We start from the raw sequence: 12,454 nt of genomic DNA, 5'->3' as shown, positions 1-12,454 counted from the left end.
GTTCCACAAAAATATCGGGTCAAGTGCCATGTCAGGCGCTGACATTGCCCTTCTTTTCCTTTTGTTCGGAATAGATGTAGAGCGGCCGGGCGCTGCCAGTCACCACTTCCTCCGAAATCACCACTTCGCGCACGCCTTCGAGCGCGGGCAGTTCGAACATGGTGTCGAGCAGGATCGCTTCCATGATCGAGCGCAGGCCGCGCGCGCCGGTCTTGCGCTCGATCGCGCGCTTGGCGATTGCCGAGAGCGCGTTCTCGTGGAAGGTCAGGTCGACATTTTCCATCTCGAACAGACGCTGATACTGCTTGACCAGGGCGTTCTTCGGCTCGGTCAGGATCTGGATCAGCGCCGGCTCGTCGAGGTCCTCCAGCGTCGCCAGGACCGGCAGGCGGCCGACGAACTCCGGAATGAGGCCGAACTTTAGGAGATCCTCCGGCTCGACCAGGCGGAAGACATCACCGGTGCGGCGATCCTCCGGCGAAGCGACGATGGCGCCGAAACCGATCGAGGTTTTTCTGCCGCGATCCGAGATGATCTTGTCCAGCCCGGCGAAGGCACCGCCACAGATGAACAGGATGTTGGCGGTGTCGACCTGCAGGAATTCCTGCTGCGGGTGCTTCCTGCCGCCCTGCGGCGGCACGGAGGCGACCGTGCCTTCCATGATCTTCAACAGCGCCTGCTGCACGCCCTCGCCCGACACGTCGCGGGTGATCGAGGGATTGTCCGACTTGCGCGAAATCTTGTCGATCTCGTCGATGTAGACGATGCCGCGCTGGGCGCGCTCGACATTGTAGTCGGCCGACTGCAGCAGCTTCAGGATGATGTTCTCGACGTCCTCGCCGACATAACCGGCTTCGGTCAGCGTCGTGGCATCAGCCATGGTGAAGGGCACGTCGATGATGCGGGCCAGCGTCTGCGCCAGCAGCGTCTTGCCGCAGCCGGTCGGGCCGATCAGCAGGATGTTGGACTTGGCCAGTTCGACGTCGTTGTTCTTGCCGGCATGCGCGAGGCGCTTGTAGTGGTTGTGCACGGCCACCGACAGCACGCGCTTGGCGTAGGGCTGGCCGATGACATAGTCATCGAGAACCTTGAGGATCTCCTGTGGTGTCGGCACGCCCTCGCGCGACTTCACCATCGAGGTCTTGTTCTCCTCGCGGATGATGTCCATGCAAAGCTCGACGCATTCGTCGCAGATGAAGACCGTCGGACCGGCGATCAGCTTGCGCACCTCATGCTGGCTTTTGCCGCAAAACGAGCAATAAAGCGTGTTCTTCGAGTCACCGCTGTTGTTGCCGACCTTGCTCATCTTCCTGTCCTTTCATCGCCGCCCGCCGATGGTCTGGCTGAAAGGGCGCATACTCTATTTATCGCGGGAATCCGCCGCCGCCAGTGTCCCGGCTCCCGCAACGTATTCCGTACGAAACACAAATCAGAAAACGTGGCAATGATTCGCAGCAACCCCACACAAAGCTAAGCCGTCGAAAATCAACATAGCCTTAACGTAGGCAATCCCGATCGTCGAGGGAACAGCCAATTGTGGCCGAAATGCCGCAAGACGCGCCAAAAGCGCGTGATGGTGTCATCCAACTGCCACCCAGCCCTTATGCCACGGCGCCTTCAACCGGCTCGCGCGATGAAATGACCTTGTCGATGAGGCCGAAATCCTTGGCTTCGTCGGCGGTCATGAAATGGTCGCGGTCGAGCGTGCGCTCGATCTCCTCGTAGGTCTTGCCGGTGTGCTTGACGTAGACCTCGTTGAGGCGGCGCTTCAGCTTGACGATATCCATGGCGTGGCGCTCGATGTCGGAGGCCTGGCCCTGGAAGCCGCCGGACGGCTGGTGAACCATGATGCGGGCGTTCGGCGTGGCGAAACGCATGTCCTTGTGGCCGGCGGTCAGCAGCAGCGAGCCCATCGAGGCGGCCTGGCCGATGCAGAGCGTCGATACCGCAGGCTTGATGAACTGCATGGTGTCGTAGATCGCCATGCCCGAGGTGACGACGCCGCCCGGCGAATTGATGTAAAGGTTGATTTCCTTCTTCGGGTTCTCGGCTTCGAGGAACAGGAGTTGCGCGCAGACCAGCGTCGCCATGCCGTCCTCGACCGGACCGGTGATGAAAATGATGCGCTCCTTCAGGAGGCGGGAGAAGATGTCGTAGGCCCGCTCGCCGCGATTGGTCTGTTCGACCACCATCGGAACGAGGTTCATGTAGGTTTCGACGGGGTTCTTCATCTGATATCTCTTATCTCGCGGTGGGATTCCGGCGCCGGGAATGCTGGCGGATCGGGCAGAATCGGTTCTGGATCGTTGTTCCGTAGATAGGATGCCGGCTCATCCTTGTGCAAGGCCGACCCGTCCTAGCCATCTGGGTAAGTCGAATCAAGCTTTACAGCCAAGGATTCGCACCTCCCGACGCCCGCTCCGGCCTGCAGCACACGGTATTGGGCGGCAGCGTAGCAATTTCTTAACCGCGTCACTTAACGAAATGCGGCGAAACCGCTTTTCTGCGGGACCGCTTCCCTTACAATTCAACGTTGAACTTGTGTCTAAGTTCAAACAGGGGGAGTGTCATGTCCAGGAGAAGCGCATCCTTCGCCATTGCCGGGCTGGCCATGCTCGGCGCGACTTCGCAGACTGCGGCCGGCGGCCGCGCCGTCGAATGCTACGAGCCGGTCCGCACGCCCGATGTCTACGACACGGTCTACGAAGACGTCATGGTCAGCCCGCCCGGCCAGCAGATCGACTATGACCCGCCTATCTACGGCACGCGCGAACGTGTGGTCATGACCGTTCCGGCGCAGGTTCAATATGAGGTGGTTCCGGCCATCACCCGGACCGTCTACCACACCGTCAGGGTCAATGGCGGCGGCTACTCCTGGGAATGGCGCGTCATCCATGGCCGCCGTGTGCTGTGCAAGATCTGGCACAATGCACGCTATGAACGTGTCGCCGAGACGGTGGTGATCCAGCCCGAACGGACGCGACGCGTCGTTATCCCGGCGCAATACGACCGGATCGCCGAGGAGGTGTTGGTGCGCCCCGAACGAAGGCGCGTCATCGATGTCCCCGCTTCCTACCAGACCGTCGCGCGGCGCGTGCTGATCCGCGAAGGATCGTCAGGCTGGCGGCGCGTGCATATTCCAAGGCATTGCCAGGACTAATCGGGGCCACGACCAATTCGGGCGGGCGCTCAGGCTGTTTCGGCCCGCAACCATTGCTTCAGGCCAGCGACATCACCGCCGCCGATGGCCGCGGCAACGCGCCTGCCGACAGCCGCGCCGAACTTATAGCCGTGGCCGGAGCAGGCCGAGACAATCAGGCACTTGCCCTTCTCGTGCGCCAGGAATTTTTCATCCGCCGTGAACGTGTAGGCGCATGTGACGACCTCCGTCACCTCATACTCCTCGATGCGAGCGATCGGCGGCGAAAACAGGTTGCGGATCGCCTCCCCCTCGCCCGCCACCGGATCACGGTTCCAGTCGGCGTCGCTGGTCGGCACCTTATGCAGGCCGGAGCCGAACTTCATGCCGGCGCCACGGGTGAGTGGGATCATGTAGCCGTCGGTCTTGCCGCCAACGTCGAGAATGACGGGCGCGATCTCCCATGCCGCCTTGAGGTCGGCGGGCGGTTCGACATAGGCTAGCGCCGTGCGATAGGTCTTCAGTTCAAGACCGAGTTCTGGAAAGAGCTTCAACACCCAGGCGCCGGCTGTAACGACAACGCGGTCGGCCTGCATCGTCTCGCCGCTTTCCAGCACGATTTGGCCGGCCTCGGCATCGACTTCCGCCACCTTGCTGTGCTCGTAGACATTGGCGCCGTTGGCGCGCAGCCAATTCGCCAGGCCGGAGGCGATCTTGCGGCAATGCAATGCGCCGCCTTCCGGCGAAAAGTATGCGTAGCGGAACGACCCAGCTTCCAGAAACGGCCAGCGCTCGACGGCCGCGTCCGGCTCGAGCAATTCGAACGGAAAGTTTCCTTGTTCCAGGCCTTCGCGATATTCCTCGGCTTCGTCGCCGGGCTCGCGCGAAATGCAGACAAATCCCCTGGGATCAAGATGGCTTTCACCGAGATCGGCCCACATCTCGTCCCAGGCCTCATAAGCTTCGGTGATCAACCTTCCATAGCCGGTTCCGGGCCGGTAGGCGCGGCGGATGATGCGATGGTGGTCGCCTGACGCCGCCAACGGATTGGGAATAGGCCCCTGCTCGACGATGGAAACGCTGTGGCCGGCCTTGACCAGCGACCATGCGGTGGAGAGACCGGCAATACCCGCGCCGACGACGATCACATTCATCCGTGGAGACCTTCCGCAACTGCGCTGGCTGGCCCAACTCATGCGCTGCCAAAACTTAGTTCATTGGCCGCCAACATATGGTCTGGAATGAGGCTGGCAAGCCGCGCTATGGGTCTGGCATGACCGAATTGACGCCCCCCTATCTGGCCTTTGATCCAGCCACCCGCCAGCTGCAGCTCGACCCGCACGAGCCGGCCTTCTTCCTGAACCCGTACGACGCCTATGGCTTTCTGCACGGCGTCTCAAATGCGTTTTACTGGGAGGAATTCGGCTTCTGGTGCTTTGGCGGCTTCGACGATGTCAACCGGCTGCTGCGCGACCGCCGCTTTGGCCGCCAAAACCCGGCCGGCATTCCTGACAGCCGTGGCATCGGCCAGGATCGAAGCCATCTCAGGGCATTTGATGGCATCGAAGCCAATTCGATGCTTGAGCTGGAACCGCCGGTGCATACGCGGCTGAGGACGCTGGTCAACCGCGCCTTCGTCTCGCGTCAGGTCGAGCGGCTGCGGCCACGTGTCGAAGCGCTGGCCCACGAGTTGATCGACCGGTTTGATCCGAGAGGTCCCGTCGACCTTTTGCCCGCCTTCGCTTCGCCCCTGCCGATCACCATCATTGCCGAAATGCTCGGCGTACCGGTCGAAATGGGGCCGCAACTGCTCGACTGGTCCCATCAAATGGTCGCCATGTATATCCATGGGCGTACGCGCGAGACCGAGGAGACAGCCAACCGCGCCGCAGGTGAATTTGCCGATTTCCTTCGCGGCTACGTTACCGAGCGGCGCAAGAACCCCGGTGACGACCTGCTGTCGCTGCTGATTTCGGCGCAGGAGGACGGGCAGAAACTGTCGGAGGACGAGATGGTGTCCTCCGCCATCCTGCTGCTCAATGCCGGCCACGAAGCGACGGTGCATCAAACCGGCAATGCGGTGCGCTCGATCCTGGCGCAAGGCGACGACCCCAGCCGCTTCTTCACGTCGGAGGAAGCAACGGCTGCAACCGTCGAGGAATGCCTGCGCTTCGACGCGCCTTTGCACATGTTCACGCGCTACGCCTATCAGGAGATCGAAGTGGCGCCCGGCATCGTCGTGCAGCCGGGACAGACGATCGGGCTTCTGCTCGGCATGGCCAATCATGATCCGCGCGCCTTTGCCGAACCGGAGGCCTTCCGGCCTGATAGGACAGACCAGAAGAACGTGTCCTTCGGCGCCGGCATCCATTTCTGCATCGGCGCGCCGCTGGCCCGGCTCGAATTGCAGGTGTCGCTAAAAACCTTGTTCGAACGGCACCCGCGACTGCATCTTGCCGAACAGCCCCGCTTCCGCGACACTTACCATTTCCATGGGCTGGAAACGCTCGCCGTCGGCTTCTGAACGATCGCGGGCCTGGGGTTGCGCGATGAGACTGTTGTGGAGACCGGCGACGATGTTCGCCCTGGCGTTGCTAAGCGCCTGGCTGGGACCGGCGGGCGCCCAGCAACAGCCCGAAAACATCCCCTGGGAGAACAGCATGGCCATCGCCCAGAAAATGGCGATAGGCCTGCTGGAGCGGCAGACCGGATCAAAAGGCCTGCCGCTGGCATCCTTCGCCATCGAGGTCGACCTCAATCTCGACGGCTTGCCTGAGATCTTCGCCTACCGCTACGCGCCCGGCTGCGATGGCAAAACATGCGGCAATTTCCTGTTTGTCCTGGAAGGCGACAGCTATCATGAGGTTCTTGGCGACATCCCCGGCGCGCGGCTGGTGCCGCAGGACAAGATCGCGCTCAGCGCTTTCAAGCGGAACGGCTTTCTGGAGATCCAGTCGGACAGGATGACGATCGCCTGGGATGGAACACGCTATGTCGATGCGTCCACCTTTCCAGCCTCGTCGCTCGACGGCGCCGCCTTTGTCGAGGCCTGCCAGAAGAACAGGTCCGGCCAGCAGGCGGACAGCGCGCCGGCGGCCTGCCAATGCCAGCTCAATCGGTTCCAGCAGATCGACCTCAAACAGGCCGATCTCGACAGCTATGCGGCCTCGCTGGGCGAAAATTTCGAATACCCCACCGGCGAAAAGGGCGAGGCCTGGGTCGTACTGTCGAAGATCGCAGAGGATGTCGTGACCGGCTGCGACGTCGCGATCGGCAAGAGCCAATGGCCGCCGGCCTACTTCAACCATGGCGACCAGCCACAGCAGAAGCTGGATTTCGGGGCCTTTCTCGATGCCTGCCCGGCACAGGATTTCATCCTGACCAACCACAAGACCGGATCGCCGGACCGCGCCCTCGCACTTTGCGGCTGCCTCGCCCGGGAGATCCCGACCTATGGCGTCGGCCAGGAGGGCCTCGACCTTCTGGCGCAATATTACCGCGACGAGGTGTCGGACGCCGAGATCGAAGCACAGGACGCCGATTTGCTGGCTGCGCACGACAAGGCGTCGGAAGCTTGTCTGAGCCAGTTCCCGGCGAAGTGATCACAGCTTGATCACATACTCCTTGCGAGTCGTTTCAAGCACTTCCCAGCTGCCCTTGAAGCCCGGCCGCAGCACGAAACTGTCGCCGGCGCTGACGGTGCGGGCTTCGCCGCCGTCCTCGGCGATCACCGAAACGCCCGTCAGTATGTGGCAGAATTCCCATTCGTCATAGACGATGCGCCACTTGCCGGGGGTCGATTCCCAGATACCGGCATAGAGGCCGCCGTCGCGCTCCTCGACATTCCAGGTGCGGAATTTCGGATCGCCCGAGATCAGTCGATCCGGCGCCGGCGCGCCGGATTCGGCGTCGACAGCGTCGACGCCGATGCTGAGAAACTTCGGTTCGGCCATCGAAATCAGACCTTCGCGAGCGCCTGTTCGAGGTCGGCGACGATGTCGGTGACATCCTCGATGCCGACGGAAAGCCGCACCGTGTCCGGGCCGGCTCCGGCCTTGACCTTCTGCTCGTCGGAAAGCTGGCGGTGGGTGGTCGAGGCCGGATGGATGACCAGCGACTTGGTGTCGCCGACATTGGCCAGGTGCGAGAACAGTTCGAGCGCCTCGACGAATTTGACGCCGGCCTCGTAGCCGCCCTTGAGGCCGAAGGTGAAGACGGCGCCGGCGCCCAGCGGCGAGTATTTCTTCTGCAGCGCGTTGTTCTTGTCGCTGGGCAAGCCGGGATAGTTCACCCAGGCCACCTTGGGGTGGTTGGACAGCCAGCCAGCGACCGTAACGGCGTTGTCGCAGTGGCGCTGCATGCGCAGCGGCAAGGTTTCGAGGCCGGTCAGGATGAGGAAAGCGTTGAAGGGCGAGATCGCCGGGCCGAGGTCGCGCAGGCCGAGCACGCGCGCGGCGATGGCGAAGGCGAAATTGCCGAAGGTCTCGTGCAGGACGAGACCGCCATATTCGGGGCGCGGTTCCGACAGCATCGGGTATTTGCCGGACTTCGACCAGTCGAACGTGCCGCCATCGACAATGACGCCGCCGATCGAATTGCCATGGCCGCCGATGAACTTGGTCAGAGAATGGACGACGATGTCGGCGCCGTGCTCGATCGGCCGGATCAGATAGGGCGAGGCCAGCGTGTTGTCGACGATCAGCGGCAGGCCGTGCTTGCGGGCGATCTCGCCGATCTTCTCGATATCGACGAAAGTGCCGCCCGGATTGGCCAGGCTCTCGATGAAGATCGCCTTGGTCCTGTCGTCGATCTGGCTCTCGAAGGTGGAGATGTCGTTGGTGTCGGCCCAACGCACCTCCCAGCCATAGTTCTTGAAAGCGTGGCCGAACTGATTGATCGAGCCGCCATAGAGCCTCGTCGCGGCGACGAAATTATCGCCAGGCTGCATCAGATTGTGGAACACGATGACCTGTGCAGCGTGGCCGGATGCGACCGCAAGGGCCGCCGTGCCACCCTCGAGTGCGGCCACGCGCTCTTCGAGCACCGCCTGCGTCGGGTTCATGATGCGGGTGTAGATATTGCCGAACGCCTTTAGGCCAAACAGCGAGGCGGCGTGGTCGGCATCGTCGAAGACGAAGGAGGTGGTCTGGTAGATCGGCGTGGCGCGTGCGCCGGTGGCCGGATCGGGTTTGGCGCCGGCATGGACGGCGAGCGTGTTGAAACCGGGCGAACGGGTCACTGAAACCTCCCTTTTTGAAACTCATGAAATCGCGGGGCATTCTTGGCGAAGCCCGTGTGCGAATGCAAAGAAGAAAATACCTTTTGGTGAGCGATCTGAGATGAACGCGCGGGAAACTCAATTGCTTCCAGGAATAATTTTGCGCGCTAGCGGGTGATTGGACTTCCGGTCCGAAAAGGGGTGCCGAAATCTCGGGATCGCGTCACTTCTGACGCACGCCAAAACTCTGGAAGCCCTGGCGCATCAACGGCTTCTTCGAAGACAGCACACCGGAATTGACGCCGGTCCAGCCGATCTCGCCGGAAAGCTTGCCATACTCGATCTTGGGGCAGCGGTTCATCACCACCTTGATGCCGGCGGCCTCGGCGCGGGCCGCCGCCTCGTCGTGGCGAACACCAAGTTGCATCCAGATGACTTTCGGAAGCGGATCGAGCCGCAACACCTCTTCGACGACGCCGGGCACCGCGGTTGCAGCGCGAAAGACGTCGACCATGTCGATCGGCTCCGGAATGTCGGCCAGCCGGGCATAGGTCATCCGGCCGAGGATCTCCTTGCCGGCCTGGCCGGGATTGACGGGGAACACCGAAAACCCCTTTGCCAACAGGTATTTCAGTACGAAATAGCTTGGCCTGACGTCATTGGCTGACGCACCGACCATGGCGATGGTCTTCACCGAATTGAGGATGCCGCCGATGTAGGCATTGTCGTAGCTATCGTGGTTCATGCCTTGTCCTCATACAGCGCCTCGGCGAGAAAGCCATCCGGGTCATTGCTGAAATCGCGCATCATGCGGAAGTGGTCCGTGTCACGAAAGTCGGAGGGCTCGAGCCCGAACCGGCTGATCCGGAACAGTTGGGCACCGGGACAGGCCATCAGCAGCGGCGAGTGCGTCGCCATGATGACTTGCGCGGTGCCCGACTGGTCCATGCGCCGCAGCATCTTGAGCAATTCGATCTGCCGCGATGGCGACAGCGCGCTTTCAGGCTCGTCGAGGATATAGATGCCTTGCCGGCGGCAGCGCTCCTCGAAGAAGCGGATAAACCCCTCGCCATGCGACCAGGACAGAAAATCCGGCGGCGGCGGCTTGAACGGGTCTTCCAGCGCCGCCTGATCGAGGTAGCGGGCCACCGAATAAAAAGATTCGGCGCGAAAGAACCAGCCAGCGGTGACTTTTGGCAGCCAGTGGCCGCGAAACGTATTCGCCAGCGCGGCACCGCTCTTGTCGATGGCACTGGAATGGTCGACCGGCCGGTAGCCCTTGCCGCCTCCAGCTTCGTCATAACCGGCGAGCGCGCCGATCGCCTCCAGCAGCGTCGATTTGCCGGTGCCGTTCTCGCCGACGATGATGGTGATCGGCGTTGTGAATTCGAGTTCAAACGCGTGGCCGCGAAACAGCGGCAGGTTCCAGGGGTATTTTTCCCCGTCCGTCACCCGCTCGGGGTCGAGAAGAATGCGCTTGAGGTATGGTGCCTTGAGCCGCGTCAGTTGCTTGCGGTAAGCCATCAATCAGGCAGCGAAATCGTGCCGTCTTCCGCGATCGGGAAGGCTGGATTGTGCGCCACTTCCCAGACATGGCCGTCGGCATCGGCGAAATAGCCGTACCAGCCGCCCCAGAAGGCGCGGCCTGCCGGCTTGACGATGCGGCCGCCGGCATTCTCGGCCATGGCGAGCACCTCATCGACTTCGGCGTCGGAGCGGGTGTTGTAGGCGAGATAGACGGCGGAAGGCGCGTTGGCGAAGGTGATGCCAGAATCCTCTTCGGCGCTGGCACGCGGAAACAGGCCGAGAATGGCACCGCCCATCTGGAAGAAAGCGACACCGTCGGTGATGCCGGCATGCCGTTTCAGCCCCATCGCTTGGTAGAAACGCACGGCGCGATCGAGGTCTTCGGTTGCGACCGTGATGATGGAGATGCGCGGTTCCATGGTCGAACAGCCTACTCGTCCGTCCATTCCGGTTTGCGCTTGCCGATGAAGGCGCCCATGCCTTCCTCCGCGTCGCGCGCCATCATGTTCTCGACCATGACACGACCGGTATGGGCGTAGGCGTCGGCCAGTCCCATCTCGGCCTGCGCGTAGAAAGCTTCCTTGCCGGTCTTGACCACCAAAGATGATTTGGAAGCAATGGTTTGCGCGTATTTGGTGACGATCTGATTCAGGTATTCGCGCGGTACGACGCGGTTGACGAGGCCGAAGTCCTTGGCGGTTGCCGCGTCGATCGTCTCACCGGTCAACAGCATCTCCATCGCGTGCTTGCGCGAGACGTTGCGCGACAGCGCCACCATCGGCGTCGAGCAGAACAGGCCGATATTGACCCCAGGCGTGCAGAATGTTGCCTCGTGCGAGGCGATCGCCAGATCGCAGCTGGCGACCAGTTGGAGCCCGGCGGCGGTTGCCAGGCCGTCGACTTCGGCGATGACAGGCAAGGGATGGCGCACAATCGCCTGCATCAGCGTCGCGCAAGCGGCAAACGTCTGTTCGAAGAAGGCTTTGCCGCGATCGGCGTCGGCGCGGCGCGCCGTCATTTCCTTGAGATCATGGCCGGCGCAGAACACTTTCCCGGCCGCCGACAGGACGATGACACGTACGGCTTTGTTATCCCTGGCGCGGTCGAGCTCCGCCGTCAGCGCCGCCATCACCGCCAGCGACAGCGCGTTGGCGGGGGGATTGGCGAGCGTCAGGCGCAGCACGCCCCTGTCCAGTTGCGCGACAACCGCACCTTCAACGGCAGCAGGCTTGATGGCAAGGATTTCAGCCATGGCTAGGGTCTCCACGATTCCGGTCGGGCTGGCAGAGTATCTAATATCGGATCGGGTTGCATCCAACATCCATCGCTTGCGCCAGCAAAAGCGGCCGTGTCGCCCGAGATGAAGGGTGTTGCCAGAAACGCCCGGCTGCGCCCATACAGGCTGGCGCAGAATGAGAGATCGACATGCCCGCCCAGACCAACCTCATGCCGGTGCTGACCGCAGCGCAAGTCAATGTGCTGATGGAAACCGTCTATCCCCAGCTCAACGAGCAGTTCAAATACTTCGAAGCGATCGACGTGTTTCCGGGAGGCTGCACGGTGCGGCTCAATGCCGCCGACCGGCATCTGCGTCCCGGCGGGACCGTATCCGGTCCGTCGCTCTTCACGCTGGCCGATATTGGCGGCTATGTCTGCGTGCTCAGCCATGCCGGGCCGGACGCGCTTTCCGTCACCACCAACCTCAACATCAACTTCATGCGCAAGGCCGAGGCCGGACCAATCGACGGCCATTGCCGCATCCTGAAGCTGGGAAAGAGCCTGATGGTGTTCGACATCGATATCGTCGCCGGCCCGGAGGGACACACGATCGCGCATGCCACGGGCACCTATTCGATCCCACCCAAGCGCAACAGCGATGTGGTAAAATAATACCTTTTATCTAAAGCATTGTTTTTGCTCTGTTTTATCAGTTACTGGACTTTTCCATCGCCTTGACGCGATCGCTCCCCTCGCCTATAAGCCCTCACGAAACAGCGGCCCCGCCAAGGCCGCCGTTTTGTTATTGGCAGCGGGCAAATGCTCATCGCCAATCCAAGCAACAAGAAACGCCTTCGCTTTGAAGGTCTAAATCGAGAGCAGAAAACATGACAACCTTTTCGCAGAAGCCTGCGGATGTGGTGAAGAAGTGGATCCTGATCGACGCGGAAGGTCTCGTCGTCGGTCGTCTGGCCACTGTCATCGCCAATCATCTTCGCGGCAAGCACAAGCCGACCTTCACCCCGCATGTCGACGACGGCGACAATGTCATCGTCATCAATGCCGACAAGGTGGTGTTCACCGGCAAGAAGTTCACCGACAAGGTCTATTACTGGCACACCGGCCACCCCGGTGGCATCAAGGAGCGCACCGCGCGCCAGCTGCTCGAGGGCCGTTTCCCCGAGCGTGTCGTCGAGAAGGCCGTTGAGCGCATGGTCCCGCGTGGCCCGCTCGGCCGTCGCCAGATGAAGAACCTGCGCGTTTATGCAGGTGCCGAGCATCCGCATGTCGCCCAGCAGCCAGAAGTCCTCGACGTGGCCAAGCTGAATTCCAAGAACAAGAAGGTCGCATAA

General features: G+C 61.9%; 14 protein-coding genes. 5 read left to right on the top strand and 9 right to left on the bottom strand.

What is annotated here, in order from left to right; translation table 11 throughout:
• Positions 1-31 precede the first annotated feature (31 nt).
• Together clpX and A3AU_RS0103550 are read right to left on the bottom strand one after the other, a co-directional pair.
• On the bottom strand, positions 32-1,306 hold the full coding sequence (clpX, locus tag A3AU_RS0103555; RefSeq protein WP_023759839.1) for an ATP-dependent Clp protease ATP-binding subunit ClpX: 1,275 nt from the start codon (positions 1,304-1,306) through the stop codon (positions 32-34).
• Positions 1,307-1,601: 295 nt separating this feature from the next.
• Entirely contained in the window at positions 1,602-2,231 is a 630-nt protein-coding gene (locus A3AU_RS0103550) for an ATP-dependent Clp protease proteolytic subunit (protein ID WP_027051574.1), read from the bottom strand.
• Positions 2,232-2,569: 338 nt separating this feature from the next.
• Between A3AU_RS0103550 and A3AU_RS0103545 the strand changes: the two genes are divergently transcribed.
• Positions 2,570-3,160 carry a hypothetical protein gene (locus A3AU_RS0103545; protein ID WP_027051573.1) on the top strand — a complete coding sequence of 197 codons (591 nt, stop codon included), beginning with the start codon at positions 2,570-2,572 and terminating at the stop codon, positions 3,158-3,160.
• A 29-nt stretch (positions 3,161-3,189) separates the two neighbouring features.
• On the opposite strand, the gene A3AU_RS0103540 is transcribed toward A3AU_RS0103545, so the two are convergent.
• The gene (locus A3AU_RS0103540; protein ID WP_027051572.1) at positions 3,190-4,293 is read right to left on the bottom strand and encodes an NAD(P)/FAD-dependent oxidoreductase; all 1,104 of its coding nucleotides are present in this window, start codon (positions 4,291-4,293) and stop codon (positions 3,190-3,192) included.
• A 119-nt stretch (positions 4,294-4,412) separates the two neighbouring features.
• Here A3AU_RS0103540 and A3AU_RS0103535 point away from each other — a divergent pair, with 119 nt between their 5' ends.
• Both A3AU_RS0103535 and A3AU_RS0103530 read left to right on the top strand, forming a co-directional pair.
• Positions 4,413-5,663, top strand: a complete 1,251-nt coding sequence (locus A3AU_RS0103535) for a cytochrome P450 (protein ID WP_027051571.1) — start codon at positions 4,413-4,415, stop codon at positions 5,661-5,663.
• Between the two features lie 25 nt (positions 5,664-5,688).
• Complete coding sequence (locus tag A3AU_RS0103530) at positions 5,689-6,741, top strand: hypothetical protein (protein ID WP_244277801.1); 1,053 nt, start codon at positions 5,689-5,691, stop codon at positions 6,739-6,741.
• Here A3AU_RS0103530 and A3AU_RS0103525 read toward each other — a convergent pair whose 3' ends face one another.
• The 6 genes from A3AU_RS0103525 to A3AU_RS0103500 form a co-directional block, all read right to left on the bottom strand.
• Positions 6,742-7,092, bottom strand: a complete 351-nt coding sequence (locus tag A3AU_RS0103525; protein WP_027051569.1) for a cupin domain-containing protein — start codon at positions 7,090-7,092, stop codon at positions 6,742-6,744. It abuts the gene before it with no gap.
• Positions 7,093-7,097: 5 nt separating this feature from the next.
• The gene (locus A3AU_RS0103520; RefSeq protein ID WP_027051568.1) at positions 7,098-8,378 is read right to left on the bottom strand and encodes an O-acetylhomoserine aminocarboxypropyltransferase; all 1,281 of its coding nucleotides are present in this window, start codon (positions 8,376-8,378) and stop codon (positions 7,098-7,100) included.
• A 202-nt stretch (positions 8,379-8,580) separates the two neighbouring features.
• Positions 8,581-9,102: a CoA-binding protein gene (locus A3AU_RS0103515; RefSeq protein WP_027051567.1), complete on the bottom strand. Its 522-nt coding sequence runs from the start codon at positions 9,100-9,102 to the stop codon at positions 8,581-8,583.
• Positions 9,099-9,881 (bottom strand): AAA family ATPase, encoded by a 783-nt coding sequence (locus A3AU_RS0103510; protein ID WP_027051566.1) that lies wholly within the window; start codon positions 9,879-9,881, stop codon positions 9,099-9,101. Before A3AU_RS0103510 ends, A3AU_RS0103515 begins: the two co-directional genes overlap by 4 nt.
• Positions 9,881-10,303 (bottom strand): VOC family protein, encoded by a 423-nt coding sequence (locus A3AU_RS0103505; RefSeq protein WP_027051565.1) that lies wholly within the window; start codon positions 10,301-10,303, stop codon positions 9,881-9,883. Before A3AU_RS0103505 ends, A3AU_RS0103510 begins: the two co-directional genes overlap by 1 nt.
• Positions 10,304-10,314: 11 nt before the next feature.
• Positions 10,315-11,136 carry an enoyl-CoA hydratase gene (locus A3AU_RS0103500; RefSeq protein WP_027051564.1) on the bottom strand — a complete coding sequence of 274 codons (822 nt, stop codon included), beginning with the start codon at positions 11,134-11,136 and terminating at the stop codon, positions 10,315-10,317.
• A 173-nt stretch (positions 11,137-11,309) separates the two neighbouring features.
• Between A3AU_RS0103500 and A3AU_RS0103495 the strand changes: the two genes are divergently transcribed.
• Together A3AU_RS0103495 and rplM are read left to right on the top strand one after the other, a co-directional pair.
• Positions 11,310-11,774 (top strand): PaaI family thioesterase, encoded by a 465-nt coding sequence (locus A3AU_RS0103495; protein WP_027051563.1) that lies wholly within the window; start codon positions 11,310-11,312, stop codon positions 11,772-11,774.
• A gap of 215 nt (positions 11,775-11,989) precedes the next feature.
• Complete coding sequence (gene rplM / locus A3AU_RS0103490; RefSeq protein WP_010915638.1) at positions 11,990-12,454, top strand: 50S ribosomal protein L13; 465 nt, start codon at positions 11,990-11,992, stop codon at positions 12,452-12,454.

Source organism: Mesorhizobium erdmanii USDA 3471 (assembly GCF_000472705.1).
Taxonomy (GTDB): domain Bacteria; phylum Pseudomonadota; class Alphaproteobacteria; order Rhizobiales; family Rhizobiaceae; genus Mesorhizobium; species Mesorhizobium erdmanii.
The sequence above is the reverse complement of the archived record's forward strand: the minus strand, read 5'-3'. Positions and strand labels throughout refer to the sequence as shown.